At 72.2% G+C, this 26,261-nt stretch carries 24 protein-coding genes, 1 tRNA gene and 1 pseudogene; 11 read left to right on the forward strand and 15 right to left on the reverse strand.

Annotated elements, in window-relative coordinates; genetic code table 11:
- Window positions 1-47: 47 nt before the first annotated feature.
- Window positions 48-1,199, reverse strand: a complete 1,152-nt coding sequence (locus ACFW3D_RS20045) for a TDT family transporter (RefSeq protein WP_500505555.1) — start codon at window positions 1,197-1,199, stop codon at window positions 48-50.
- A 452-nt stretch (window positions 1,200-1,651) separates the two neighbouring features.
- Between ACFW3D_RS20045 and ACFW3D_RS20050 the strand changes: the two genes are divergently transcribed.
- Together ACFW3D_RS20050 and ACFW3D_RS20055 are read left to right on the forward strand one after the other, a co-directional pair.
- Window positions 1,652-4,438: a multifunctional oxoglutarate decarboxylase/oxoglutarate dehydrogenase thiamine pyrophosphate-binding subunit/dihydrolipoyllysine-residue succinyltransferase subunit gene (locus ACFW3D_RS20050; protein WP_500505556.1), complete on the forward strand. Its 2,787-nt coding sequence runs from the start codon at window positions 1,652-1,654 to the stop codon at window positions 4,436-4,438.
- Between the two features lie 144 nt (window positions 4,439-4,582).
- Window positions 4,583-4,657, forward strand: a tRNA-Trp gene (locus ACFW3D_RS20055).
- 473 nt (window positions 4,658-5,130) lie between these two features.
- On the opposite strand, the gene ACFW3D_RS20060 is transcribed toward ACFW3D_RS20055, so the two are convergent.
- Both ACFW3D_RS20060 and ACFW3D_RS20065 read right to left on the reverse strand, forming a co-directional pair.
- On the reverse strand, window positions 5,131-6,147 hold the full coding sequence (locus ACFW3D_RS20060) for a GlxA family transcriptional regulator (RefSeq protein ID WP_500505557.1): 1,017 nt from the start codon (window positions 6,145-6,147) through the stop codon (window positions 5,131-5,133).
- A 240-nt stretch (window positions 6,148-6,387) separates the two neighbouring features.
- Window positions 6,388-7,029 (reverse strand): TetR family transcriptional regulator C-terminal domain-containing protein, encoded by a 642-nt coding sequence (locus ACFW3D_RS20065; RefSeq protein WP_500505559.1) that lies wholly within the window; start codon window positions 7,027-7,029, stop codon window positions 6,388-6,390.
- Between the two features lie 141 nt (window positions 7,030-7,170).
- On the opposite strand from ACFW3D_RS20065, the gene ACFW3D_RS20070 reads away from it, so the two are divergent.
- Together ACFW3D_RS20070 and ACFW3D_RS20075 are read left to right on the forward strand one after the other, a co-directional pair.
- The gene (locus ACFW3D_RS20070) at window positions 7,171-7,626 is read left to right on the forward strand and encodes a DUF6884 domain-containing protein (RefSeq protein WP_500505561.1); all 456 of its coding nucleotides are present in this window, start codon (window positions 7,171-7,173) and stop codon (window positions 7,624-7,626) included.
- Window positions 7,627-7,758: 132 nt separating this feature from the next.
- Window positions 7,759-8,232: a cupin domain-containing protein gene (locus tag ACFW3D_RS20075; protein WP_500505562.1), complete on the forward strand. Its 474-nt coding sequence runs from the start codon at window positions 7,759-7,761 to the stop codon at window positions 8,230-8,232.
- Window positions 8,233-8,320: 88 nt separating this feature from the next.
- On the opposite strand, the gene ACFW3D_RS20080 is transcribed toward ACFW3D_RS20075, so the two are convergent.
- Window positions 8,321-8,602, reverse strand: coding sequence for a cupin domain-containing protein (locus tag ACFW3D_RS20080; protein ID WP_500505564.1), 282 nt, complete (start codon window positions 8,600-8,602; stop codon window positions 8,321-8,323).
- Window positions 8,603-8,964: 362 nt separating this feature from the next.
- On the opposite strand from ACFW3D_RS20080, the gene ACFW3D_RS20085 reads away from it, so the two are divergent.
- On the forward strand, window positions 8,965-9,648 hold the full coding sequence (locus ACFW3D_RS20085; protein WP_500505565.1) for an acetate uptake transporter: 684 nt from the start codon (window positions 8,965-8,967) through the stop codon (window positions 9,646-9,648).
- A 121-nt stretch (window positions 9,649-9,769) separates the two neighbouring features.
- Here the strand turns inward: ACFW3D_RS20085 and ACFW3D_RS20090 are convergent, their stop codons facing one another.
- Entirely contained in the window at window positions 9,770-9,961 is a 192-nt protein-coding gene (locus tag ACFW3D_RS20090) for a hypothetical protein (RefSeq protein ID WP_500505566.1), read from the reverse strand.
- 258 nt (window positions 9,962-10,219) lie between these two features.
- Between ACFW3D_RS20090 and ACFW3D_RS20095 the strand changes: the two genes are divergently transcribed.
- Window positions 10,220-10,693 carry a hypothetical protein gene (locus tag ACFW3D_RS20095; RefSeq protein WP_500505567.1) on the forward strand — a complete coding sequence of 158 codons (474 nt, stop codon included), beginning with the start codon at window positions 10,220-10,222 and terminating at the stop codon, window positions 10,691-10,693.
- A 416-nt stretch (window positions 10,694-11,109) separates the two neighbouring features.
- Complete coding sequence (locus tag ACFW3D_RS20100) at window positions 11,110-11,550, forward strand: hypothetical protein (protein WP_500505606.1); 441 nt, start codon at window positions 11,110-11,112, stop codon at window positions 11,548-11,550.
- 81 nt (window positions 11,551-11,631) lie between these two features.
- Here the strand turns inward: ACFW3D_RS20100 and ACFW3D_RS20105 are convergent.
- Together ACFW3D_RS20105 and ACFW3D_RS20110 are read right to left on the reverse strand one after the other, a co-directional pair.
- Window positions 11,632-11,894: pseudogene (locus ACFW3D_RS20105) on the reverse strand (transposase); the annotation flags it as partial.
- Between the two features lie 28 nt (window positions 11,895-11,922).
- Window positions 11,923-12,876, reverse strand: a complete 954-nt coding sequence (locus ACFW3D_RS20110; RefSeq protein ID WP_500505568.1) for an oxidoreductase — start codon at window positions 12,874-12,876, stop codon at window positions 11,923-11,925.
- A 135-nt stretch (window positions 12,877-13,011) separates the two neighbouring features.
- On the opposite strand from ACFW3D_RS20110, the gene ACFW3D_RS20115 reads away from it, so the two are divergent.
- Entirely contained in the window at window positions 13,012-13,392 is a 381-nt protein-coding gene (locus ACFW3D_RS20115; RefSeq protein ID WP_500505569.1) for a MerR family transcriptional regulator, read from the forward strand.
- Between the two features lie 171 nt (window positions 13,393-13,563).
- Here ACFW3D_RS20115 and ACFW3D_RS20120 read toward each other — a convergent pair whose 3' ends face one another.
- On the reverse strand, window positions 13,564-13,767 hold the full coding sequence (locus ACFW3D_RS20120; protein ID WP_319133361.1) for a cold-shock protein: 204 nt from the start codon (window positions 13,765-13,767) through the stop codon (window positions 13,564-13,566).
- A gap of 212 nt (window positions 13,768-13,979) precedes the next feature.
- Window positions 13,980-15,026, reverse strand: a complete 1,047-nt coding sequence (locus ACFW3D_RS20125; RefSeq protein ID WP_500505570.1) for an NAD(P)-dependent alcohol dehydrogenase — start codon at window positions 15,024-15,026, stop codon at window positions 13,980-13,982.
- A 300-nt stretch (window positions 15,027-15,326) separates the two neighbouring features.
- On the opposite strand from ACFW3D_RS20125, the gene ACFW3D_RS20130 reads away from it, so the two are divergent.
- Window positions 15,327-16,235, forward strand: coding sequence for a helix-turn-helix transcriptional regulator (locus ACFW3D_RS20130; RefSeq protein WP_500505571.1), 909 nt, complete (start codon window positions 15,327-15,329; stop codon window positions 16,233-16,235).
- 50 nt (window positions 16,236-16,285) lie between these two features.
- On the opposite strand, the gene ACFW3D_RS20135 is transcribed toward ACFW3D_RS20130, so the two are convergent.
- The 3 genes from ACFW3D_RS20135 to ACFW3D_RS20145 form a co-directional block, all read right to left on the reverse strand.
- Complete coding sequence (locus ACFW3D_RS20135) at window positions 16,286-16,507, reverse strand: helix-turn-helix domain-containing protein (protein ID WP_500505572.1); 222 nt, start codon at window positions 16,505-16,507, stop codon at window positions 16,286-16,288.
- Window positions 16,507-16,998, reverse strand: coding sequence for a DUF2975 domain-containing protein (locus ACFW3D_RS20140; RefSeq protein ID WP_500505573.1), 492 nt, complete (start codon window positions 16,996-16,998; stop codon window positions 16,507-16,509). Before ACFW3D_RS20140 ends, ACFW3D_RS20135 begins: the two co-directional genes overlap by 1 nt.
- 116 nt (window positions 16,999-17,114) lie before the next feature.
- On the reverse strand, window positions 17,115-18,203 hold the full coding sequence (locus ACFW3D_RS20145) for a hypothetical protein (RefSeq protein ID WP_500505574.1): 1,089 nt from the start codon (window positions 18,201-18,203) through the stop codon (window positions 17,115-17,117).
- 667 nt (window positions 18,204-18,870) lie between these two features.
- On the opposite strand from ACFW3D_RS20145, the gene ACFW3D_RS20150 reads away from it, so the two are divergent.
- Window positions 18,871-20,178, forward strand: a complete 1,308-nt coding sequence (locus ACFW3D_RS20150; protein ID WP_500505575.1) for a cytochrome P450 — start codon at window positions 18,871-18,873, stop codon at window positions 20,176-20,178.
- Between the two features lie 145 nt (window positions 20,179-20,323).
- Here the strand turns inward: ACFW3D_RS20150 and ACFW3D_RS20155 are convergent, their stop codons facing one another.
- The 3 genes from ACFW3D_RS20155 to ACFW3D_RS20165 all read right to left on the reverse strand — a co-directional run bounded on the left by ACFW3D_RS20155 (window position 20,324) and on the right by ACFW3D_RS20165 (window position 25,192).
- Complete coding sequence (locus ACFW3D_RS20155; protein WP_500505576.1) at window positions 20,324-21,199, reverse strand: alpha/beta fold hydrolase; 876 nt, start codon at window positions 21,197-21,199, stop codon at window positions 20,324-20,326.
- 223 nt (window positions 21,200-21,422) lie between these two features.
- A complete protein-coding gene (locus tag ACFW3D_RS20160; RefSeq protein WP_500505577.1) occupies window positions 21,423-22,787 on the reverse strand; it encodes a carotenoid oxygenase family protein in 1,365 nt (454 codons plus the stop codon).
- A complete protein-coding gene (locus tag ACFW3D_RS20165) occupies window positions 22,784-25,192 on the reverse strand; it encodes a SpoIIE family protein phosphatase (RefSeq protein WP_500505578.1) in 2,409 nt (802 codons plus the stop codon). Before ACFW3D_RS20165 ends, ACFW3D_RS20160 begins: the two co-directional genes overlap by 4 nt.
- A gap of 359 nt (window positions 25,193-25,551) precedes the next feature.
- Between ACFW3D_RS20165 and ACFW3D_RS20170 the strand changes: the two genes are divergently transcribed.
- Complete coding sequence (locus tag ACFW3D_RS20170) at window positions 25,552-26,157, forward strand: hypothetical protein (RefSeq protein ID WP_500505579.1); 606 nt, start codon at window positions 25,552-25,554, stop codon at window positions 26,155-26,157.
- The last annotated feature ends 104 nt before the right edge of the window (window positions 26,158-26,261 follow it).

Below are 26,261 nucleotides of genomic sequence, written 5' to 3' on the forward strand. Positions count from 1 at the left end.
GCCGGGCCCGGGGATCCGCGCATGGCCGGCGGCTCCCCGGGCCCTTTTCACGTCCGGGCCCGCCGCCGGCCGAGGTGTCCCGCGGCGTGGCTCAGCGAACGCCACGTCACCACCGCCCAGGCGGCGACGAGCAGGACGTAGAGCGCGACGGCGGTCCAGACGAAGAGCTGGGACCCGGTGCGGGTCGCGAGGACACCGGTCCCGGTGACGCACGCGCCCAGCGGGAAGATGAAGGACCACCAGCTGGGTGCGAACGGCAGTCCCGTACGCAGCTGCCGTACGGTGAGCGCCGCGGCGAGGACCAGCCACAGCATCGCGAAGCCCCACAGCCCGATTCCGCCCAGCAGCGCGAACGCCGCCGCACCCCGCGCGTACGACGCGGGCAGCGCGCTCGGCGCCGCCGTCGCCAGGGTGCCCATCGCCGTCACTGCCTGGTCGACCGCGCCCAGGCCGATCCACACCGTGGGCACCACGGCCCCCGTGGGTGCCTCGTGGTGGACCAGACGGCTGTAGACCATCGCCAGCACCAGCAGGACCGCCACCAGGCCGAGCCCGAGCATCGCGTAGCAGCCGAGCAGCAGGGCGAGCCGCGGCTGGCCGGCGGGAGCGTGCGGGACGAGCAGCGCGCCCGTCGCGGCGGAGACCAGCGGCGGCACCACCGGCAGCAGCCAGGCGCCGAACGCGGCGTCCGGGGCGAAGCGATGCCGGGTGACCATCAGGTAGGGCACCGCGCAGGCCGTCGCGAGGCCGAGTACGGTGCCCAGCGACCACAGCACCCAGTCGGCGGTCAGGGCCGCCCGCTCCCCGAGCACCCGCCCCCCGAGCAGCAGCGTCCCGGCGCCGACCGTCAGCAGGGCCATCGGCAGGGCGCCGAGGAACTGCGCCTGCGTCGGATCGGTCGCGTGCGAGCGCAGCGCCCGCTGCCGGACGTAGGCGGCGGCGAGGAGGACCAGGAGCAGCGCGGCCCCCGCCCAGACCACGGTGGCCGCGTCGCGCAGCCACGGTGAGCTGCGCGGCAGCGTCGCCGCGGCGTTGGCGACGATCCCGGTGCCCATGACGGCGGCGAACCAGCTGGGGCCCAGGTGCGGGCGCCGCGTCCCGGTTCTCGCCGGCGGCCGGTGCCGTACATGGGTGGCGTGCCGGGGTCCCGTGTCCCTCGGGGGCAGGAGGGACCGGGTGTCGCTGGGGTCGGGTGTCACGGCGGAGAACGCTTCTTTCCTCGGATCGGGAATCGCCGCCGGCAATCGGCAGACCGGCACCCTGGCCCGACAGCTCACGGACCGCGGCCGAAGCCGTCGGCTCGTTGGCCCTACGACGTTACGGTGACGCCAGGCTCCCGCCGCATCACAGCGTGTGCCACGACGCCCTCACATCAGGACCTCGGCCTCTTGCGCCGAGCCGGCGTCCGGGGCAGGGGCGGCGGACACCGCGGCGGGAAGTCCTGATGTGCCGTTTGCGCGGCATGTCCCGCCCTCCGCTCCGGCCCTGCACCGGCCTAGCGTCGAAGGTGCCACACGGTCAGCGGTGCGCTGCCCCCTCCGGCACGCGGAGGGGACGCTCCCCCGCCGGGAGCGATGCGCCGGACGGCGAGGTCGTCGCGACCGCGCCCGCCATCGGCTGTCCCGAATGAGGAAAGAAGGCGATCCACCCAGTGGCGTCGACATCAAGCGCCGAAGAGCCCGCACTGCACGCACCGGAATTCGGCCTCAACGAATGGCTCGTGGACGAACAGTACGAGCGGTACCTGCAGGACCCCGGATCGGTCGACGAGAGCTGGAGGGACTTCTTCGTCTCCCCCACCTCCCCGGTCTCCCCCGCCTCCCCCGCGTCCCCGTCCTCCACGGCGGCCCTGCAGGCGCGCAGGGGCACACCGGCCCCCGACGGCAGCGCGCGGGAGACCGCGGTCAAGGCCGTCCGCGTGGCCGCCCTGATCCACGCGTACCGGGTGCGCGGGCATCTGGTGGCCGACACCGACCCGCTCGCCGCCGGACCGGTGGCCGGGCACCCGGAGCTCGACATCACGGCCTTCGGACTGAGCCAGGCGGACCTGGACGCGGAGTTCGTCGTCGACGGCTTCGCCGGGCGCGCCACGATGGCCCTGCGCGATGTGCTGGACGTCCTGCGTGGCGCCTACTGCGGGACGGTGGGCGCCGAGTACATGCACATCCAGGCCTTCGAGGAGCGCCGCTGGGTCCAGGAGCGGATCGAGGCGCCTTCGCCGCGGCTGGACCGGGCCGACCAGTTGCAGGTGCTCTACCGGCTGGGCGCGGCGGAGGCCTTCGAGACGTTCCTGCAGACCAAGTACGTGGGCCAGAAGCGGTACTCGCTCGAGGGCGGCGAGTCGGCGATCGTGCTGCTCGACGCCCTGCTGCTGCGCTGCATCGGGCAGGGGGTGCGCGAGGCGGTCATCGGGATGGCTCACCGGGGCCGGCTCAACGTGCTGGCCAACATCATCGGCAAGTCGTACCGGGACGTCTTCCGGGAGTTCGACGACGCGGTGGACATCCTGTCCGCCCAGGGGTCCGGCGATGTGAAGTACCACCTCGGCGCCGAAGGGACCTACCGTGCGCTGGACGGTGGCACCATCGCCGTCTCCGTCGTGGCGAACCCCTCGCACCTGGAGATCGTCGGGCCGGTCGCCGAAGGGGTCGTGCGTGCCAAGCAGGACCTGGTCGACGGCGAGGGCGCCGAAGCCTTCTCCGTCCTGCCGGTCGTCGTCCACGGGGACGCCGCGTTCGCCGGGCAAGGGGTGGTCTCCGAGACGCTGAACATGTCGCAGCTGCCCGGCTACCGCACCGGCGGGACGGTGCACGTCGTCATCGACAACCAGCTCGGTTTCACGACCGCGCCCGCAAGCGGCCGTTCCGGCACCTACGCCACCGCCGTGGCGCGGTCGGTCGAGGCCCCGATCTTCCGCGTCAACGCGGACGACCCCGAGGCGGTCGTCCGGATCGCCCGCCTGGCCTTCGACTACCGCCAGGCGTTCCACAAGGACGTCGTCATCGACCTGGTCTGCTACCGGCGCCACGGGCACAGCGAGGTCGACGACCCGTCCATCACCCAGCCGGGCATGTACGACCGCATCGACGCCCGTCCCTCCGTGCGCAAGCTGTACGCCCGGGCCCTGGTGGAGCGGGGCGACATCGACGAGCGGCAGGTGGAGGGCGCCCTGCGGGACTACCGGGAGCGGCTGGAGGCGGCCTTCGCCGAGACGCGGTCCCTGCCGGAGCCCGGCTCCCCGAAGCCCGTCGCGCCCGCGGTCCCCCAGGACGACGCACCTCCTCTCGTGCGGACCGCCATCGCGGAGGCGACCGCCCGGCACGTCATCGCCTCCCAGACGGCCCATCCCCCGGGCTTCACCGTCCACCCGCGCGTGCTGCCGCAGCTCCGCAGGCGCACCACGATGCCGGATGCGGGCGCGATCGACTGGGCCACGGCCGAAACCCTGGCGATCGGCTCCCTGCTGATGGAGGGGGTGCCCGTGCGGCTGTCCGGACAGGACTCCCGTCGCGGGACGTTCGGGCAGCGGCACGCGGTGCTCACCGACCGGCGCACCGGCGCGGAGCACACCCCGCTGAACGGCCTCGGTCCCGGCACCGCGGACTTCTCCCCCTACGACTCGACGCTGTCCGAAATGGCGGTACTGGCCTTCGAGTACGGCTACTCGCTGGAGCGCCCCGACGCGCTGGTGCTGTGGGAGGCCCAGTTCGGCGACTTCGCCAACGGCGCGCAGAGCGTCGTCGACGAGTACATCGCGTCGTCCGAACAGAAATGGGGCGAGCGCTCAGGGGTGACGCTGCTGCTGCCCCACGGTCTGGAGGGGCAGGGGCCGGACCACTCCTCGGGCAGGATCGAGCGGTTCCTCCAGCTGTGCGCGCAGGGGAACATGACGGTCGCCGTCCCGACGGTGCCCGGCAACTACTTCCACCTGCTCAGGCAGCAGGCGCTCGGCGAACGCAGAAGGCCGCTGGTCGTGTTCACTCCCAAGTCGATGCTGCGGCTGAAGGAGGCCACCTCCGGGCTGACGGAGTTCACCACGGGCTCCTTCCGTCCGGTCCTGTCCGACGGGGACGCCGACGGTGCCGGGGTCCGGCGCGTGCTGCTGTGCTCGGGCAAGGTCTTCCACGACCTCGACGCGTACCGGCGGAACGCCGGCCTGCGGGACACGGCGATCGTCCGGCTGGAGCGCCTGTATCCGTTCCCGGAGGAGGAACTCGCCGCGGAGCTGGCCCGTTTCCCCCGTGACACCGAGGTGCGGTGGGTGCAGGAGGAGGCCGGGAACCAGGGCGCGTGGTCCTTCGTGGAGCCGCACGTGGAGCAACTGACCGGCCGCCCCCTGGAGTGCGTCAGCCGGCCGCCCGCGTCGGCACCCGCGGTGGGCTCCGCCCGGCGGCACGCCGCCGAGCAGAAGGAGCTCGTGGAGTCGGCCTTCCGCTGACCGCTCCGCACGACGACGCACACCCCTGGGCCGTCCCCCAGGGGTGTGCGTCGCATCGGGTCCGCCCGTGCCGTTCCCCGCCCGGGCCACCGGGGTCGGCCGGTCACCCGGGGACGCATCTGGTCTAGCCTGTCGCACCGGGGCGGAGCCGTAGCGCAGAGGCAGTCGCGTGTGGTCTCCAAAACCACGAGGACGCCGGTTCGAATCCGGCCGGTTCCGCCCTCCCGTTCCTCGACGGGCCCTGTTCCTCGTCCGGCCCGGTTGACGGGTGGACGGTCAGGATCTCGGCCCCTTCACGGCGTACGGCAGCGTGCCGGCGGCGAGGAGGGCGACGACCGTGGCGGTGGCGACCGGGGGGCTGGAGGGGGAGGCCGGGGGGGCACAGCATCCAGGCGCACACCTGTCATCCGGCGCCGGTGGGGGCAGCGGAGCTCCGCCGATGCGCAGGGCGCCGATCCCGTGGACGTTCGTCCACGACAGGCGCAGGGCCGCGGGGCCACCGGTGTGCGCGATGGCACGGTGGCCGGCTCCGAGATCACGCGCGGCGCTTCCTCGGCAACCGGGGGCGTCTCCCGATCGGCCCGCATCCACCGGCCCCGTCGCCGCATGACGGACGGGCGTCAGGGACCGGCGGCAGCGTGCACGCCTGACGGGGGCGCCATCCGCACCGAGGCATGAGGAGCGACGTGTCGTCAGGGCGCCCCGGCCCCGGGGAGGTCCCCGGCGCCCAGGCCGGTCGTCCGGAAACTGGCCCGGAACGCGGCCGGTGTCACGCCCAGGTGGCGTACGAACGCCCTGCGGAGCGACTCGGGCGAGCCGAATCCCGTGCGCCGTGCCACGACGGCCATGGGGTCGTCACCGGTCTCGAGCATCGCCTGCGCCGCCTCCAGCCTGACCTGCTCCACGTACCGGCCGGGACTCGTACCCACCTCGTCGTAGAAGAGCCGCGTGACGTGCCGCACGCTGACGCCCGCCCTGCGGGCCATCGCCGACAGCGAGTGGTTGCCCCCGGGGTTCTCCGCGACCGAGTCCAGCACCTCGCGGAGCATCTCCTGGCGCGGGTGCGGAAGCCGCGAGCGGGCGCTGAACTGCGACTGGCCACCCGGTCGTTGCATGAAGACGACCATGTCCTTGGCCACCGCCCGGGCGACCTCCGCCCCGTAGTGCTCCTCGACGAGGGCGAGGGACAGGTCGATCCCGGCGGTGACCCCGGCGGAGGTCATCATCTCGCCGTCGCGCACGAAGATGGCGTCCGGCTCGACGCGCACCGACGGGTAGCGCAGGCCCAGTTCACGCGTCTGCCGCCAGTGGGTCGCCGCCCGCCGGCCGTCCAGGAGCCCGGCCGCGGCCAGCAGGAAGGCTCCCGTGCAGACCGACGCCGTGCAACGGGCCTTCGCGCTCAGTCCCCGTACGGCGTCCAGCAGCGCGTCGTCCTTGGTCAGGGTCTCCCACTCCGGGCCGCCCGGGATCACAAGAACGTCGCTGGAGTCACGTACGTCGTCGACGGACAGGTCGGCGCTCAGTCGCGTCCCGGCGGCGGTGACCACATCCGCCCCGTCCTCGGAGACGACCTGCACCCGGTACGGTCCGCCCCATTCGTTCGCCGACGCGAAGACCTCGATGGGACCCGTCACATCGAGCAGGCGCACCCCCGGGAAGACGAACACCCTCACCGTGAGCGGACCCGCTCCGGGGCGCTTGTGCAACATGGGGCACCTCCCGGTCATGCGCCGCGCCGACCTCGGCAGGCGCGGCTCGCCTCCGGAGTCCCCTCAGGCACACGGGCCCCGGGAACGCCGGCCGGCACAAGCGGGGATCGCACGGCCGCCTCGGCAGCGTCGCCGCTCCCCGGCTTTCCACCTCTCATCGTGCGCCCGCTTCACACGGGGATGCCACGACCTGCTCACTCCCTGCTGGTAGGCAGAACCTCCCAGTCGTACCCCCCGTCTTCATGCCGGCATCGCGCGCCCGGGGTCCGGTGCCGTGGATGCCTGCGAGCGGTGAGCGCCCAGCAGCGCAAGGCAGTTCGCCCACAGCGGGCCGAGCCGCGCCGCGTCGTCGTACAGCTTGGCCAACAGGACCCGGCCCTCCAACTGGGCCAGCACGGCCCTGGCGGCCTCACGCGGGTCCGCGACGGTCACCTCACCCCGCCGCCGGGCCTCGGTGACAACCGACTCGACCATGCCCACCTGCGCTTCGTAGATCTCCCGCAGACGTTCACGGACGGCTTCCGGGCGTCCGCCCGCCTCCGCCGTGAGATTGGCGAACATGCAGCCCGAGACGGTGCCGCAATCCCGTTGCCCGTCACGCTGTTGCACGCCCGCGGCCTCGCACAGGCTCCGCAGCCGGGTCAGGGGCTCCGCGCCGGAATCGAGAAGGCGGAGCCAGGTGCGCCGTTGCGTGGCCCAGTGCTCGTCGACGACGCTCAGCGCGAGTGCCTCCTTGGAGGGGAAGAAGTAGTGGAAACTCCCCCTGGGCACTCCGGCCGTCCTGCAGATCTCCGCCAGCCCCGGTGCCGAGTAGCCGCGCTGGTCGAACAGCGAGTGGGCAGCGCGCAGGATCCTCTCTCCGGCGTCACTGGTGTGTCCCATGCCGTGACTATACGACCGGTCACCTATCTCTTTCGCGCCCACGTCCACATGTGAGGGCCCCATGTCCTTCGATGCCGCGACGGGCGTCGCCCTCAGGCGCGTTCCACCTCACGACCCAAGCCGAAGACGAACGGACCGCACATGTCCTCGACGCATCACACCGACGGCTTCCGACCCGAACTGGCCGTCATCCCCTGCGGCGTTCGCAAGCTGGACCACCGGGCCAGGGCCGCCGACATGTACATCGGCAGCTATCACCGGGCGTGCCGGCGGGCCGCCGAGGCCCTGCAGCCCGACCGGCTGCTGATCCTCTCCGCCCGCTACGGACTGCTGGACCTCGACGAGGAGATCGATCCCTACAACACCCCGCACGGGCATGCCGCCGCGGTGACCGCCGCACTTCTCCGCACCCAGGCAGCGAACCTGCGGATCACCGCCCTCGACCCCGTCGTCATTCTCGGCGGTGCCCGTCACGTCGCCCTCGCGAAGACCGTGTGGCCGCACGCCCGGACGCCGTTGGACGGAACAAGGGGCATGGGTGAGCAGTTCGCGCGCCTCGCGGCAATGGCACGCGCGACGGGTACGCCCCCGGGGTGAGCGACCCGAGCTCCCGGCGTACGCCGGCCACGGGCAGGCAGGAGCGGTGGATTCGCCCACCGGATCAACGTGGGCCAGGCCGTCGTCCCGTCCAGGACCCCGGAAACCAATTGTCCGATCGAAGGAGTCACCATGAATGCCAAGCCCTCTGCGCTGGTCGTACAACCCGGTGAGGCGGCCGGGGCGTCGCTCACGGACGGCGCGTTCGAGCTGCTCGCCGACGGGGGCGCGGTGAGCGCCAGCCGGCTCACCCTCGCCGCCGGGGCCGACGGCGCGCCCCCGCACCACCACAAGCTCTCCCACGAGCTCTTCTACCTGCTGGACGGGACGATGCTCTTCCGTCTCGGCGACACGCTCACGACGGTGGGAAAGGGCGGGCTCGTCGTCGTTCCGCCGGGCCTGCCGCACGTCTTCGGGGCGGCGGAGGGTGAGGTGGCCGACGTGGTGGTGGTCCTCAGTCCCGGCATCGAGCGGTTCGGCTACTTCGAACAGCTCGCCGCCATCAGCCGCGGCGAGGCGGAGTTCGCTTCGCTGCTTCCCGAGCAGGACCGCTACGACGTGCACTTCGAGAACCTGCCCGACTGGCGGTCGGCTCCCGCACGGTGAACCTTTCCGGGCGGGCCGCGGGGCGGGCGGGGGCGCGCCGGGCCCGCCCGCACGGGCCGGTCCGGCCACCGCGCCCGGGCAGGACGCCTCAGGCGGCCCGCGGGTCGTCCCCGGGGTCGACGTACTCCAGGGAGATCGGACCGATCGCCGTGACCTGCGTGACGTACTGGCCGGACTTCGCCCAGTGGAAGTGGGAGGTCCCGCCCGGCAGCACGATGCCGGCCCCGGGTGGGTACGCCTCGAGCTTCCGCTCGTCGAAGGTGTCGCCGAGACCGATGTAGAAGACGCCCGAGATGACGGTGTAGACCCGGTCCTCATGATGCCGGTGCGGCATCAGCCGCTCGCCGGAGGGCAGCTTGACCCGGACCACATAGGGAGCCGGCTCGGACGGGTCCCCACGATGACGGCCAGACGGGCCGCCGGCGGGAACCCCGGAAACGGCTGCCAGTCGACGTCCTGCGGCAGGATCGACCGGAAGACCCCCTGGCCGGGCAGGTGGCTGAGCATGTTCGGGACCTCCCGTCCGCTGGGCGCCGACTCGGCCCACCCCGCTTTCCATGGTGCCCACGACTCCGCGGATCCGCCGCCTGAACCCGGGCCCCGGGCCGCCGTGACCGTCCCCACGAGCGCCTTTGGGCCATCAGGTCTGGAGCGATGCGCCACGCGAGGGAGCAGGCGCACTTCCGCGATCTCCGGTGCCATCCTGCCGAAGTCGCCAACACAGGAGTCGTCATGTCCGAGCCCCCCGCCCGCGTCGTCGCCGACCCCGCTCCCCTGGGTCTGGCCGCCTTCGGGGCGACGACCTTGATGCTCAGCCTGTTCAACGCGGGAGTCCGGCCGGAACTGGTCGCCGCGGTGTTCCCGACCGCCTTCCTGTTCGGGGGCGTCATCCAGTTGGTGGCCGGCATCTTCGAACTCAAGCAGGGGGGAACCTTCGGCGGTACGGCGTTCTCCGCCTTCGGGGCGTTCTGGATGTCCTACGCCGTGTACGGCCACTTCATCGAGCCCACGTTGCCGCCCGGTCAAGCGCACTTCGCCACCGGGATGTTCGCGCTTCCCTGGACCGTCATCGCGTTCTACCTGACCGTCGCCACCCTGCGGACCAACGGCGTGCTGCTCGCCATCTTCACCGGTGCGACGACGACGCTCACCGTCCTGACCATCGCCGAGTTCGTGGACTCCGACCCCGCGAGGCGGGCCGGCGGGGCCGTCGGCCTCGTCACCGCGGCGCTCGCCCTGTACGGATCCTTCGCCGGCGTGATCAACACGACCTGGGGACGGCACCTCATCCCGACCTTCCCCGACCCGGGCAAACGCCTTGCCCGCCTCGGCCACCGGAAGAACCGCCCGGTGTCCATCACCTCGTCCACCGGCGAACGGGAGACCTCCCACGCCGAGGCGCGGCCGGAACGATGACGTGAGCCCGTGCCGGGAGCGTGCGACCCGTCTCAGACGGCTGCTCCCGGAAGGCCGTGCGCCCGCTCCCGTCCTTCCCGGGGCTCGCGATGACCCTGCCGGCAGGCACACGCCGAGGCCGTCAGGGACGTACAGCGGCGAACACGTGGTCGACGAGGTCCGTCAGCGGCCGTGCGCCATGGATTTCGGTCCATGCGGTGGCGGCGACGTCCAGGCAGTTCAGGGCGGCCGCGACCAGTCCGCGTGCCTGGAGTTGCGCCAACTCACCGTCGTGGGAGCCCTGCAGCCGTTTTGCGACGTCGGGGACGAGCATCTGCTCCCAGCGCCGGTGCTTGTCGAGCAGCGCCGTGCGCAGTCCCGCGCCACGACCACTACAGGAATGACTGTCACGGCAATCAAGTCTCCCGCCGCCTCAGCTGACGGCCAAGGCCGGGCAGCCACGGGGGAGTTGGCCGGCTTCTCGGACCCCGGTCCGCGCCGGCGGACGTCACTTCGGCGCTCTTCGTCGTGTCCATGCACTGCGTGGAAAGCAGTTGGGGGTTCCCGCGTCCGGGGCTCTACCCTGCGGACGGTGACCTACGACATCACCTTCACCCGCCGCCGCCCCGGGCGTACCCTCCTGGAGTCGCTGGAGGACCGCGCCGCGGAGTACGACCCCGACGCCGAGCCGGCCCCCATGCGCCTGACCACGGCACAGCGAACCACGTGGGAGCGGATCCTTCAGCGCGTCACCGCGGAGGTCGGACCCGTCACCTCGCAGGAGTACCCCTACAGCCTGACCCTGTGGCGGGACGGTCCCGCCGGCCACCTCCAGCTGGACTACGCCGGGGAATCGGCCGACATCGAGATCCCCTACCGCTATCCCGGAGAGGCGGCATTGCCGATCGTCGAGGAGGCGTACCGCGTCGCACGCGTGGTCGAGGAGGCGACCGGACTCGAAGGATTCGACGGCCAGACCGAACAGGCCACGGCGGTCGGCGACGTCGCAACGGCCGCCGCCAAGCTCGGCGGCATCGCCCGTTGGGCTCAGGACAACCTCACCTGACGTTCAGGGATGAGCACCTGCGCCGGTGTTCGGTGCACCGCCCCTGAGCAGGGGAAAGGGCGTCGGCGACTGTCGCCGTCTGTCGTCGTTGGCTGCCGTCGGACGGCCCAGAGGCGGCCCGGGAATCCAGGCCCTTCGCCGTACCGCACCTTCTGATCGGTAGCCATAGCCAGATCGGTCAGCAGCGGCCATACAGGCTGCGCAGCGGCTGCGCGCGGGTGTCTGTGCTACTCGCTCTCCACATCAGCGGAACGGCCAGTACGCGGCCACACGGTCGGCGTGGAGAGGCTTTGGGCTGGAGTCTCATTGCCATCGGAAAGGCAGCGATTATGTCGAATTTCTCGGACTGGCAGGACCGGATGCTGCGAGCGGTCTGGCGACACGGGGAGCAGCTCCCCGAGGAGGTACTGACGTGGATGGCCGAGCTGTACGGCGAGCGTGGAGAAATTCCGGAATCGGAGTTCTGTGAATCCTGGACCGCGCGAACCTTCTCCATGGCGAGATCGGCCTTCGAGACGGTCACCAGGTCGGCGGAGCAGGACACCGGGAAAGCGGCCACCGGCGACGACTTCTGCTACATCGACTACGTGCGCGACCCGGACCTGGGACCGGTCGGTGTGGTCCACATCAAGTCGGCGGAGGTCTCCACACCCGATTCGGCAGAGGTTCTGGGTGCTGTGGCGGATGGAGTGCAGGAATTCGTCATGAGCCACCATCGCGTGACCTGGCCCGTCTGCGGCGAGCACGACCTCGGTCTGCATGTGGGTTACTTCCATGAGACCGCGGTCTGGAAATGCACAGGAGGGACTGCAGAAGGTCACGTGGTAAGAGCGATTGATCCTTCCGTTCAGCTGTAAATCACGGCGGGGCGCCGAGGACGCTGCGCAAAACCGCGTCAAAGCACTTGGCTTTGATCTTTCGTGACGGCTCTCCGGAAACCTGTTGTCGCGTAGGAGTGCCCATGGGACGTCGACTCGTCGTCGGGCGAGGGCGAAGATGGCTTGGACGTGCGTGAGTCCTTGGCCGCGCTTTTTGAGGCAGAAGCCCGGTTCGGTCCCTCGCGCATGATGCCGGTCCGAGCGGACAGGTAGAACACCCTGCGCAGGCGGCGGCTGTAGCGTTTGGGTCGGTGGAGGTTGCCGGTGCGGCGTCCCGAGTCCCGTGGAACGGGCACGAGGCCAGCGGCGGAGGCCACCGCCCCCACAGGGAAAACGTCGCCCGATGCGGCATTAGGCGGTGTGCCAGCGGACGCCGGTGAGCTGCTGCGAGCGCTCCCACAGGCGCCGGCCGAGCTCCGGATCCCGTGCTGCCGCCGACAGCTCCACACGGACGGGGTGTCCCGATCGTCCGCCCCGGCCGTCCGGGCCGATGTAGGAGCCGCCGGGGAGACCGGGCTCGGTCGCCGCGAAGAGCTGGGGCAGGGCTCCCATCTCCGGACTCTGCGCGAAGAGCCGGCCGGAGACGCGCATGGCGACCCCCATGAGCCCGGTGCCCTTGCTCTGCATCGGTGTTTTGCTGTAGCCGGGGTGCGCGAGAACGCTGGTGATCGGCGTCGGCGCGGACTGCTCGCGCCGGGCGAGCTCCGCCCCGAAGACCGCGTTGGCCAGCTTGGACGCCGAGTAGGCGGCAAGGGGCGTGTACGTGCGCGACCACCCGGCGTCGTCCGGATCGAGCTCGCCCTTCTCGTGCAGGTACGAGGTCACCGTGACGACGCGCGGCGCGGGCGCCCGGCGCAGGGCAGGTGCCAGCAGCGCCGTGAGCGCGAAGTGGCCGAGGTGATTGGCGGCGAGGTGGCGCTCCGCGCCCTGTGGCGTCACGGAGTGCCCGACCATGGAGATGCCCGCGTTGTTGACGAGCACGTCGACGGCGTCCTCATGCCCGATCTCCTCCGCCGCCCGGCGGATCGAGTCCATGTCCAGCAGATCGATCCGGCGCACCTCCACGTCGGCGCCGGGGTACGTCCCGCGCAGCGTGGCCGCCACCGCTTCTCCGCGTGCCGCGTCACGGACGGCGAGCAGTACCCGAGCGCCGTGCGCCGCCAGTTCGCGCGCCGTCACCAGTCCGAGGCCGCTGGTCGCCCCCGTCACGACGAAGGTGCGGCCGTCCTGCGCGGCCATCCGGTCCGCGGTCCATCCACCGCCACCGCCCCGCTTGCCCGCGTACGTTCCCGAACCCGTCGACATCTGCTGATCCCGCCTTCTCGTAGACACGGTCCCGCCCGACCCGCCTCGGCAGGTCCAGGACCGTGCACGAAGCTAAACCTTGCCATTAATGTGAAGGTCAAGGGTGAACACGGACGTCCGGCGAAGGAGAGCGACGTGAAGATCGGGGAACTGGCCGAGAAGACGGGAGTCGCGGCCCGGCTGCTCCGCTACTACGAAGAGGTCGGCATCCTGACCCCGTTCCGGAGCCCCAACGGATACCGCAGCTACGGCGAGCCCGCCATCGAACGCGTGCTGCAGATCCGCGAGCTCCTCGAAGCCGGACTGACGACGGACATGATCCGCGAGGTCCTGCCCTGTCTCGAGGCCGTAAAGGAGCGGCCGGAGACGGCGGAGTGCCCGGCGGCGGCGGATCTGGACGGACTGCGGCAGCAGCTCGGCAGCATCGAGCGCCGGATAGACGTGCTGCAGCGCAACCGGGACGCGATCAAGAGGTACCTGCGTGCCTGGGAGGACGCCCGTCCCCACGTCGGCTGATGACCGGGCGCTCCGGGATCGAGCCCTGGGGCGCCGGGTGCCGTCGCGGAGCGGGTCGCCGACGGGCCGCGACGGCCCGGGGGCGGTACGCGATCGCGTACCGCCCCCTCAATGACCGCAGGGCTCCGGCGTCGCCGGATGCGACGCCGGAGCCACCTTTGCGCCGCGGCGTCAGCCGCGGACGATGTTCTCCGCCTGCGGGCCCTTCTGCCCCTGCGTCACGTCGAACGTGACGTGCTCGCCCTCAACAAGCTCGCGGTAGCCGTTGCCGGAGATGTTGGAGTAGTGGGCGAACACGTCCGGTCCGCCCCCGTCCTGTGCGATGAAGCCGAAGCCCTTCTCGGAGTTGAACCACTTCACGACGCCAGATGCCACTGTGTTCGTCCCTCACATGCTGCTGCTGCGGTACACCCTGTGGTGCACCGGCGGCCCCCTTGACTGGGCCTCGGCCTTGCTTACCGGATGATCGACTCCTCGCGCTACCGATTACACGCGTGCAAGACGTCTCATTCGGGTGATCTCCCGCCGTTCGGCGCCCGTGAGAGCCCCCCACCCCCGGTCGGCAGCGCTCACGGAGCGCCGTTCGGTCAGATCGTGGACGCGTCGATCACGAATCGGTACCGGACGTCGCCGGCGAGTATCCGCTTGAACGCCTCGTTGATCTGGTCGGCGCGGATCAGCTCGATCTCCGCACCGAAGCCGTGCGCCGCGCAGAAGTCCAGCATCTCCTGCGTCTCCGCGATACCGCCGATCAGGGATCCGGCGATGGTCCGGCGACCGGTGATCACGGAGAAGAGGTCCAGGGAGATCGGCTCCTCGGGCAGCCCGACGTTGACCAGGGCACCGTCGGTCTTCAGGAGGTTCAGGTAGGCGCCGAAGTCGAGCGGGGCGGAGACGGTGGAGAGGATGAGGTCGAAGGTGCCCTCCAACTCGTCGAAGGTCTTCGGGTCGCTGGTGGCGCGGTAGTCGTCGGCGCCCAGCCGCAGCCCGTCGTCCTTCTTGCGCAGGGACTGCGAGAGCACCGTCACCTCGGCGCCGAGCGCATGGGCGATCTTGACGGCCAGGTGGCCGAGGCCCCCCAGGCCCAGGACCGCCACCTTCTTGCCCGGGCCGGCGCCGTGGTGCCGGAGCGGGGAGTAGGTGGTGATGCCGGCGCACAGCAGGGGCGCGGCGACGTCCAGGGGGAGCCCGTCGGGGATGCGCACCACGTAGTTCTCGTCGACGACGACCGCCTGGGAGTAGCCGCCGTAGGTGGGCTCGCCGTCCCTGCCGACCGCGTTGTACGTGAAGATCATGCCGCTGCCCGTGCAGTACTGCTCCAGGCCCGCCTTGCAGTTGTCGCAGGTACGGCAGGAGTCGACCATGCAGCCGACGCCCACCCGGTCGCCGACCTTGAACTTCGTGACACCCGGGCCGACTTCGGAGACCAGGCCCGCGATCTCGTGGCCGGGGACCATCGGGAAGATCGCCTCGCCCCAGCCCTCGTCGACCTGGTGGATGTCCGAGTGGCAGATGCCGGAGTACTTGATGTCGATCCGGACGTCGAGCTCGCCGACCTCACGACGCTCGATGGTCGTGCGCTCCAGCGGGGACTTGGGTGCGTGGGCGGCGTACGCGTGAATGGTGCTGGCCATGTCCGATGTCTCCCAGTGCATTGGTGTCGTTGCGTTCCGTAGTCACGGGAGGGCGATGGCGGTCCTGTGCCTGCCTTCCCGGGGTGCCGCCGATGCGCGGCGGAGGAGGGCCGGGCACATGGGCCGGGCTGGATCGCCGTGCCTGCCGTCCGGTGGGCCTCCGCAATCCAGGACACCATCCGGGAAGGGCGCCGCGGGGGGTGCTTTCCGGCCCTGGCCTGCCGGGGAATCGGTTGCGTAGGACCGGGCGACCCCCCTTCCCCGGGGCGGCCCCGCGACACCGCGAGCGAGAATGGAGGCATGGCCCGCAACGTCGAGCTCAGCGAGTTCCTCCGCCAGTCCCGTGCCCGCATCACCCCCGAATCGGCGGGGCTTCCCGAACGGGGCGCGTACCGCCGGGTGCCCGGGCTGCGCCGGGAGGAAGTCGCCCAACTCGCGGGGGTGAGCACGGACTACTACACGCGCCTGGAGCAGGGGCGGCAGATCAGCCCCTCGACCGGTGTGCTCGATGCGGTGGCCGCCGCACTCCGGCTCGACGCCGCCGAACGCGCCCATCTCTTCGACCTCGCCGGGCCCAGGCCCGGCGCGGCCCGCCGCCGCCCGGCACCGGCCGTCCAGCGCGTCCGGCCCGGAATGCGGCGGTTCCTCGACTCCTTCGTCGACCAGGCCGCGTTCGTCCTGGGCCGCCGCACCGACGTGCTGGCCACCAACCACCTGGCCCGTGCGCTGCTGGCCGACTTCGACGCCATGCCGGTCCGTGCGCGCAACCTCACCCGCTGGATCCTGCTGGACGAGGCCGCCCGCTCCCTCTACCCCGACTGGGAGCAGGTCGCCTCCGAGATGACCGCCACCTTGCGGCTGGACGCCGGCCGACATCCCGAGGACACGCGCACCGCGGAACTGGTGGGCGAACTGGCCGTGAAGAGCGAGCACTTCCGCCGGTGGTGGGCCGACCACAAGGTCTTCGACCGCACCCACGGGAACAAGCGTCACCACCATCCCGTCGTGGGTGACCTGACCGTCGAGTACCAGGCGTTCACGATGCCGGGCGAAACCGACCAGACCCTGTTCCTGTACCTGCCGGCGCAGGACCAGGCCTCGCAGGACGCCTGGAAGCTGCTCGCCAGCTGGAGCGCCGGGGAACCGGCGGCACGGCACGCCGCCGGCAGTGGCGGTGCCACCTCCCCGCACCCCGGTCGGCTTCGCTGACTCCGGCCCGGAACGCGTACCCCCGCGCGGCACGCCGCCCGCCCCGCACGTCATCCGCCGACGGCGTCCTCCACCTCCCAGCGCAGCAGGTCGCCCGGCTGGCACTCCAGCACCTCGCAGAGCGCGGCGAGGGTCGCGAAGCGCACCGCCTTGGCCCGGCCGTTCTTGAGGACCGCCAGGTTGGCGGGGGTGATCCCGACGCGGTCCGCGAGTTCGCCCACGGACATCTTCCGCCTGGCCAGCATCACGTCGATGTCGACGGCGATCGGCATCAGATCACCCCGTCCAGCTCGGCCTGCATCTGCGTCGCTTCGACGTCGCGCGCGACGGCCTGGGCGAGCAGCGTCCGCAGCACCAGCACGAGGAGCGCGACCCCCAGGATGGCCAGGCCGATCCCGCCCATGATGACGGTGACGCCCGGGTCCTCCCGCTGGCCCGGCGCATTGATGATCGTGACCGCGAACCACACGAGGGAAGCCGCCACGATCGCGCCGATCACGATGTCCACGTAGCGGAAGGCGGCGTGGGAGAACACGGTTCCGCGACGCACCATGGTCACCAGCCGCCATACGCAGACCAGGGCGACCTGGACCGAGACCATGCCCAGGATCGTCACCAGGCGCAGCGAGGTCAGCGGGAGCGACCCGTCCTCCGGGTCGTTGCCCGACACCAGCGTCCAGACCATCCCTGCCTGAATGAACACGGTGCCGGCGAGCAGCACCATGAGGACGGCGCGCAGCGCCAACACTGTCAGCTTTCCCATGTCCCATCCTTACATCGAGTTACGATGGGAATCTATCGAAACTCGATAGGTGAAGCAAGGGCGGGCTTGCCGTGCGGCCGGCGCCCCTTCCACGCGACCGTCCCGACCGCCGGAGGTCACGCCGTCCCGGCGTACCGCTCCCCCGCGTACGCCCGCAGCACGGGCACGACCGCGGCCGCTCCCCCGGGCAACCGGTCGAGCCGGTCCAGGACGTAGGCCCGGTGGCCGTCGGACAGGTGGCTGGGGTGGTCGTGCGTGTGCGTGCCCGGCAGCGGCCACACCGTCAGGCAGGGGCGGGGGTCGAGGCCGTGCGACTGCCCTCCGACCGAGACGGTCGCGATCTGCGACCAGCGGAAGTACCTCTCCTCACCGGCCACCTCGCGCATGCCGATGCCCGTGGCCCCGATCCGCAGCCGCAGGGGCTTGCGCCAGCGGACGTAGGAGGAGTGCACCTGGATCCAGCAGACGAGCGCCGCGAGCATCGTCACCGTGACGGGGATCCCGGTCCCGGCTTCGTAGTCGATCTGCTCGGGACGGAGGAACAGGTACAGGGTGAGCGACGCGAACACCGCGGTGCACGCCAGCGCGGACACCGTCCAGGCGGCCGTCCGCCGGCCGGCGCCCTCGTCGGCCGTGAAGATCCGCTCCCCGCCGGGGACACCGAGTTCGGGGCCCTCGACGGTCACCGGGATGGGCGGCCGGACGGCGCGTGGCGCCGTCTCGAAGCGGGCACCGCCGTGCTCGGCGAGTGCGGCGGTGAGCTGCGGGACGCTCTGGTCCAGATCCGCGCAGTTCACCAGGGTGTAGCGGTTCCGGCCGTCCCAGGTCCGGTCCTGCCGGCGCGGCAGCGTCACGCCCGGCGCCGTCCAGAGCATCAGCCGCGGCTCGGGCGGCGCGGTGTCGCTGTCCGCCGCGGACTCGTGCCACAGGGCCGCCGCGTCGATCTGCTCCCAGGACAGTTCGGCGTCGTGCAGCGTGATCCCGAATCCGTCGATCCGCAGCCGGAACGGCCGTCGCACCCTGCGCAGGTCCCTCACCCCGCGTCCGACCGCGACGACGGCCAGGCCCCCCACGCAGCCCGGGCCGGCGAGTTCGCCGCTCCGGGACCCGAGCAGCCACACGACCGCGCCTGTCAGGGCGACGAGCCCCCAGGCCGTCCACCGCCTGCCACGTCTTCCGAGCGTCCGCTCGACCGTGAACTCCACTGCCGCGTACCCCCCTTGTCGTCCTCCCCCGGCACCATGATGCGACCCCCCACCGGCCGTTCCGCCCCCGCGGACGGGGCGGTTGCCCTTCTGTGACGCCCGCGCGACACCAGCCCCCTCCCGCCGCTCCCCGGCCTCCGTCCGTTCACCGCCCCGCCACCCCGCCGCGCGACGGGCCCCGCGGTCACGCCTCGTCTCCGCCCTCCGCGACCAGGCGCTCCGGAGAGGCGGCGATCTCGCGCTGCGCCGCCCGGGACTGACCCGGGTGGCCACCGCACCCGGACGGGGCGCCCCCGGCGTGGCGCGTCCCGTCCGGGCGGCGGCTCGACCGGGCACCCCGGCTCGCGAGCACGTGCATGTGCAGGTGCACGCGTGCAACGAAGGCCGCCGACTTGACACATCCGGCACAGGTGACATGCGTGGCAACATGGTAGATGTGGCATTTGCCGAAGACAGGCGAGAGGAGTGCATCATGATCGCAAAGCTGCTCGGCAGGCTGTCCTTCACCCGCCACTACGGTGCGTACGGCGCCCACGAATGGGACGCGTACGCCGGCGACGACTCGGTCTGACCCGACTGCCGGCGGGTGCCCACGGGCCCCCGCCGGCTCCCGGGTACGCTGCCGACGACATCGGCCCGGACGGGTACGAGAGCCGGGGACGATCTCATGGGCCGGACCAATGAGCCGCCGCGGTTGCCCGGAGGCGGTTTCGGCGCCTGGAACCGCGACCGGCTCGGAACGGCACGCCGCGGCGCGGAGACGTGCGGGGACGTCTGGCAGCTGGAGCCCGGTGTCTATGTGGCCGCCACCGCCGGGCCGTGCGAAGAAGTCCTGCGCCGCGCGCACGACTTCCCCAAGGCGCCCGCGGCCCTCTTCCCGCCGTTGAAACGGTCGAGCGGGGCGCCCACCCCCGAGGAGCGCGGACGTGCGCACGCCGCCCGCATGCGCGGACTGCGCCCGCAGGCGGTGGCGGCCAGGATCGGCGAGATCGCACCCAGGACCGCTCGATGTGCGGACCAGTGGCCCACGGACCAGGACGTCGAGATCCTGCCCCCGGTCCGGCACGCCCTGGCGGAGATCGGCGTGAGCTACCTCTACTCCGATGACGCCCCCACCCTGCTGCCCTTCGCCGCACAGCTCTTCCAGGCCCGGGAACTGCTCGTACGCCCCTCGCGCTGGGCATGGCCGCGCTGGATACCCACACCGGCACGGCGGTTCCGCACACGGCAGCAAGTCGCTTTCACCGACGCGCTGGCACCCGTCGTCCACCGGCGCCGTGCGTCGGGCCGGCTCGGTGACGACATGCTGGGACAGATGCTCCGGCCCTCCCCCCACCACGGCCTGCTGCCGGAAGAGGCCATCCTGGACACCCTCCCCGGAATCACCGTCGCCACCTTCGAGACACCCTCCCGGGCAGCCGCGTGGATCCTCCTCCACCTGGCGCAGCACCCCCGGGCAGCGGACCGCATCGCGGCCGAAGCCGCCCTGCTGCCCGCGGACCCGGCCGCGACGACCGGCACCCACCTCGAGAGCCTGCGGTACACCCAGGCACTGGTGCGCGAGGTGCTCCGACTGCACCCCCCGAGCTGGCTGCTGACCCGGCGCGTCGCACGGGAGACCCAGCTCGCCGGCTACACCATCGACGCCGGGTCCACCGTTCTCGTCTGCCCCTACACCGCCCACCGCGACGCACGGGAGTACTCGGAGCCGGACCGGTTCCAGCCCGAGCGCTGGCTCGAGGATCCGGACTCGCCGGCGGGACCCGGGGCCTTCCTCGCCTTCGGTACCGGTCCGCACGGCTGCGAGGGAGCCTCGCTGGCCATGGCGATGCTGACGCTCCTGACGGCGCAGACCGCCCGCCGGTACCACTTGAGCGGGCCACCCGGACCGGAACCCGGCTACCGGGTCACCACCTTCGAAGGTCTCGCGACCGTGGGCCTGCGCCTGCGTGCCACCGAGCGCGGTCGAGGGTGATCCCCGGATCCCGACCGGAACGGAAGGATCGTGTTCCGCGAGGTGCTGCGGGCGGCCTCGCCGTCGCAGCCTGATCGCGGTGGCACGCGGGACGTCCCGGCCTCCTCCCACCGGTGGCGGGCGGGGACCGGGACGGGGGCGTCGGTCAGCGCGTGCTCGCCGCGGCCTTCTCGACGAGGCGCGTGACGACCCCGGGGTCGGTCACGTGGACGGCGTGCGGCCCGTCGGTCTCGACGGTGCGGGCGTGCGCGCGCGAGGCCATGAACCGCTCTGCGGCGGCGGGTATCGTCCGGTCGCCGCGGGCGACGAGGTACCAGGAGGGGACGGTCTTCCAGGCCGGCGTCGTGGCGGAGGGCTCGCCGACCGCCTGCGCGGTGATGGGGCGCTGCGTGGCGGCGAGTGCGGCGGCCTTGCTCCTGCTGACGCGGTCGCTCATGAAGACGTCGCGGAACTTGTCGGGCTTGATGTAGAGGTCGACGCCGGTGCTGCCGTCGGCCTGGGTGAAGGGGACGGCGTTCAGGGCCGTGGGCACGGGGGCGGCGGGGTCGTCGCTGAGGTGGCTGCCGGGGAACCTGCCCACCAGGTCGGCGATGCTCTCACCCTTGTCGGGGGCGAACGCGGCGATGTAGACGAGGGCTTTGACGTTGGGGTTGCCGGTGGCGGCGCCGGTGATGACGGCGCCGCCGTAGGAGTGGCCCACCAGGACGACCGGGCCCTTGACCGTCTTGAGGTAGTCGGCCAGGTAGGCGGTGTCGCTGCCCAGTCCGCGCAGCGGGGTCGCCGGGGCGGTGACCGGGTAGCCGTCGGCCTGCAGCCGCTTGGCGACGCCGGTCCAGCCGGCGGAGTCCGCCCAGGCGCCGTGGACGAGGACGACGGTCGGCTTGGGCGCCGGCCCGCCCGCCGGCCCGGCGTGTCGGTCCTGGGTGGCGGAAGCGGTCGTGGCCAGCCCTGCGGCCAGGGCGAGGCCGGCCGCGCCGACGACGGCGAGGCGGACACGGCGAACGGGGCGACGGTGGGACATCGTTTCTCCAGCGGTGATGTGGCGGCGGGCTCGCCGTCTCGTGGGACCGGGTCGGCCTGCGGATCAGCAAAGTAGATGGAACGTTCTATCCACTTAACCTAGTGCGGCGACCGCGCCGCGGGCAACCGGCAGCCGCGAGCCGTAGGTCACATCACGGAAAGCGCACGTGCGCGGTGCTCCCGCGGGGGCGTCAGGGCGTCGGCACCCCCGGGCGGCGGACCGCTCACGAGGGACCGGTCTCGTCGTCGGCGATCCAGTTCCCGTGGAAGCCGAAGGGCACGCGACGCGGCAGGTGGACCCGGGCCACCGGGGCGGCGGCGATGTCGGCCGCGTCGAGCACGACCAGCTCGGCCCGGTTCACGCCCGCGTCGTGGACGACGGAGAGGATCCAGCCGTCGTCCTCACCCGCGGCGTCCGGTCGCGGCACGAAGGCGGGCTCCATGGTGACCCGGCCCGGCCCGTGGTCGTGGGTCCTGGTCTCCCCGGTGCGGGTGTCGACCTTGACCAGCGGTCCAGCGCCGAATCCCTCGGTGCGGCTGCGCTCCACGTCGTCGGTGATCATCAGTCCGTGGGCGCCGAATCCGGCAAACCATCCGTAGCGGTGCGGACGGCCGGTCAACGCGCGGTCGATGCGCGGGAACTCGACCCGGTACCGACTGATCAGCTCCTCGTTGACGGTGCCCGACGCGGGGTTCACCGTCCAACGCACCAGCGTCGGCTCGGCATCGCCCGGTCCCAGCACGTCCCGGGCGAACATCTCGTCGTAGCGGATGACCTCCATGGTCAGCGAGCCGTCGGCGTTGTCGTAGGCGTTGAGGACATGGAAGACGAAGCAGAGCGGCGCCTCGACCCACCGCACCTGGTCGGCCGTGCCGCCGACGGGCAGCACCCCGACCCGCGGAGGGTGGCTGTCGTCCCAGGTGTACGGCAGGTTGGAGACCGGTTCACCGGCCCGCGCGCGGCGCGCGGCGGCGGCCACGGTGACCGGGAGGTCGAGCACCACGACGCGGGTCTCGGTCAGCGCCATGTCGTGGACCATGGGCCCGTCGGCGGCCTCGATGTCGGCGCGGTGCCTGGCCTCGCCGTCCGCGCCGATCACGACGTACCGGACGGACCTGAAGCGCGGGTTGTAGGTCATGGCGTGCATGTCACCGGTCGCTGGGTCGGTCTTCGGATGCGCGGTGAAGCCCCGGCTGAGGGCACCGTCGCAGTCCCAGACGGCCATGCGGGCGAGGTCGGGGCAGATCTGCACCGGCGGCTTGCCGGCCTCCACCAGGGTGAGGATGCGTCCGGCGTGGCACACGACGTTGGTGTTCGGCGAGCCGCGGTCGCTCGTGACGAACCGGCTGCGGTACCACTCGGCCTCGCCGTCGCGCAGCCGGATGCCGTGCACCAGCCCGGCTCCGGTGAACCAGTGGTGGGTGGCGGGGTCGGCGTCGCCGCGCGGGTTCGGCCCGATGCGCAGGTAGCGGCCGTTCAGCTCGCGCGGCAGTTCACCGGTGACGGGCAGGTCGGTGGTGCTCACCTCTTCGGTCAGGGGCGCGTAGTTGCCCTCGAGGTAACGGTTCGCCGGATCCGCGCCGCTCATCGGGCCGCCTTCCCGTCGGTGCCGTCCCGCCCGGTGGCGGCGGGCCGGAGGGGTTGCTCGGACCAGACCGTCTTCCCGCCCCTGCCGTATCGGGCGCCCCACCGTTCGGCGACCTGGGCGATGAGGAAGAGGCCGCGGCCTCCTTCGTCGGTCGTCCGGGCGTGCCGCATGTGGGGGGAGGTGCTGCTGCCGTCGAAGACCTCGCAGATGAGCGTGCGGTCGCGGATGAGACGGAGCAGGACGGGGTCCGAACCGTAACGGATGGCGTTGGTGACGAGCTCGCTGACGACCAGTTCCGTGGTGAAGGTGAGCTCCTCCAGTCCCCAGGCGGTCAGTTGACGCGCCGCCTTGGCCCGGGCCGACGCGACGGCTGCGGGGTTCTTGGGGATCTCCCAGCTCGCGACGTGTTCTCCCCCGAGGGCACCCGTCCGGGCCAGGAGCAGTGCCACGTCGTCCGCCGGCCTTCCGTCCGAGAGGCCGGTGACGGCGGCCTCGCACTGTTCTTCCAGAGGGGCCCGGGGGGTCGCGAGGGCGTCGGCCAGGTGCCGGAGGCCGCGTTCCGTGTCGAGCGAGGGGCCGTGGATCAGCCCGTCGGTGTAGAGGGCGAGGACGCTGCCCTCCGGTACCGGGATGCAGGCCGATTCGAAGGGCAGGCCGCCGAGACCGAGGGGCGGGCCGCTGGGGAGGTCGACGAGCCGGGCGTCGCCTTCGGGCGTGACGAGCAGGGGCGCCGGATGCCCGGCGCGCGCGAGCGTGCAGTGCCGGGTGACGGGGTCGTAGGTGGCGTAGAGGCAGGTCGCTCCGATGACACCGGTGGCGGCGGGGGCCTCCTGGGCGATCCGGCCGACCATGTCGTCGAGGTGGGCCAGTACCTCGTCCGGGGCGAGGTCGATGTCCGCGAGGGTCTGCACCGCGGCGCGGAGGCGTCCCATGGTGGCGGCGGCGTGGATGCCGTGGCCGACGACGTCCCCGACGACCAGGGCGACCCGGGCTCCGGAGAGCGGCAGGACGTCGAACCAGTCGCCGCCCACGCCTGCTTCCGCATCGGCGGGCAGGTAGCGGTAGGCCGCCTCGACGGCGTTCTGCGCCGGCAGGTCCACGGGGAGCAGGCTGCACTGGAGTGTCAGTGCCGCGGCGTGCTCGTGGGTGTAGCGGCGGGCGTTGTCGATGCACACCGCCGCGTGCGCGGCCAGTTCCTCCGCGATTTCCAGGTCGTCGGGCTTGAACGGCCCGGAGTCCCGTGAGCGCCCGAAGGTGGCGGCTCCGAGAGTGGCGCCGCGTGAGCGGATGGGCACGATCATCAGGGAGTGGATGCCGAGGTGCCGCTCATGGGCGCTGCGCACCGGGTCGTCGGCCTTCCGGTGGGGGTCGGCGGGATCCACGCGGGAGACGAGGGACGGAACGCCGTCGGCGAACGCACGCGCGGTGGGCGACCACCGGGGGTACGAGCAGCGGCCGCCGGGCGGAACGGGCGGGGGGACGTCGCCGCGGGTGGAGCGGTACCCGGCGGACCGCAGGCCGGCCGCGGTGGCGGCGTCGGCCGGGCCGGCCGGTGGCTCCCCGCCGCGGAGCACCACATCGAGGAGGTCGACGGTGACGTGGTCGGCGAGCCCCGGGACGGCCGCGTCGGCCAGCTCCTGGGCGGCGCCGGTGACGTCGAGCGTGTTGCCCATGCGCTTGCGTGCCTCGTTCAGGAGCGTCAGCTTCTGCTCGGCACGGTGGTGTTCGGTGGTGGACAGGACGGTGTAGCAGGCGCCGAGCGCTCGCCCGTCCTCGGTCTCCAGGCGGAAGCACGAGGTGGAGTAGGCCACTTGTTCCGGGTCCGCCTGGACGCGTCCGAAGTACTTGCGGCCCGACGAGGGAATCCCGGTCTCCAGTACCCGGCAGATCTCGGCCTGCGTGCTCGCCACGTCCAGTCCGGGCAGGACCTCTGCCGGACGCCGTCCGAGGAACCTCTCGCGGGGCACCCCGCACATCTCCTGCATGGTGTCGTTCACCCAGGTGAAGCACAGTTGGGTGTCGAGCACGGCCATGCCCACCGGCGCGGTGGAGGTGATCCCCTCCAGCAGGGAACGACTGGCGCGGGCCCACCAGGTGCGCGTGGTGTCGGCCGCGAGGATCACGTGCATGACCGGCCCGCCCGGGCTGTGCACCGGCAGGACCCTGACCTCCAGGTCGAGGCGGCGGCCGTCCCCGCGGCGTACGATCTGCCGGCCCTCCCATCCCCGCTCCGGTCCGAGCCGCCCGGCGAGATCGGGCGCTCCCGCCCCGGGCGCCCCGGCGCCGATCGGTGGGAGGACGTCCGCGAGCGGCCTGCCCACGGCTTCTCCGGCCGGGCAGCCCAGCAGCTCCGCGGCCCCCTCGTCCCATCCCCGGACGACCGCGGCGTCGTCGACGACGATCACGGCCGTCCCCGGACCCAGGGGGGTACCTGCCGCCGCGGACGGATTTCTCGTGGGAGCACCCATTCCGCCATCCCTCACGACTGCGGTCCCGGCGTCCCGGACGCACCACTCCCATCCGGATACCGGACTATGTACACCCTAACCGGGGCAAGGTGCTCGCACCCGCGTCCCGCCGCCTCGCCCGCTCCTTCCGACCCCTCCCCGCCCTCCCGCCCCCGCAGCCATGGCCGCGACCTGCGCACTTCCTTGTCCACGAGCGGTCGTGGACCTGCTTTCCCGGGGTGAGCCCGGGGGCGGTGAACCGAACGGCGGGGTCGTCCGTCCCATCCACGGTCGGTGAGTCCCAGGGGGTGGTGCGCATGAAGGCCCTGCGTGTCGTGCGGTGGGTGACGGCGGCGAGCGCCGCGGGCGCTGTGATCGCCGGATGCGGGCCGGCCGCGGGAGACGCCCGTTCGACGGGACCGTCGGCGTCCCCTTCCGTGCTCGCCGATGACACCGCGCTCTCGGCGGCGGCGGACGAGGTCGACGAGGTGGTCCGGCCGCGTTACGAGGGCTGGTACGCCAGTACCGTCCTGGATCAGCGCCGCGGCGTGCTGACGGTCTACCGCAAGCCGGGAAGCGCGCTGGACTCGGCCGTCCGCGCACGGGTGTCCGGGGTGCAGCTGGTGTTCGAGGACGCGGCGATGTCGGAGAAGGACATGCTGGCCGCGGTCCGCAGGATCCTGGCCGACACCGGGTACTGGCGGGACCGGGGCATCGTCGTCACCGGGGGTGGACCGCTGGAGGACGGCTCGGGGGTGCGAGTGACCACTCGGGTGGGTGCGGAGGAAGAGGCGGTGCGGCTGACGGAGCACTACGGCAGCCCTGTCGTGGTCGAGCGCGGGATCGCTGTCGCCGCTCCCGCGTCCCCCTTCACCATGCCGCCCGTGGGCCCGGCGAGCTCGGCGGGCGTCACACAACCGTGAGCTGTCCGGTCTCAACGTGTGAAGGTCGACCCGGGGCCGGAAGTCCGTGCCGGTACCCGGGCGGCCCGCACTCCGGCACGGAGGCGTTCGGGTCCGCCTCTGGC

Source organism: Streptomyces sp. NPDC058864, from assembly GCF_042742985.1.
GTDB lineage: Bacteria > Actinomycetota > Actinomycetes > Streptomycetales > Streptomycetaceae > Actinacidiphila.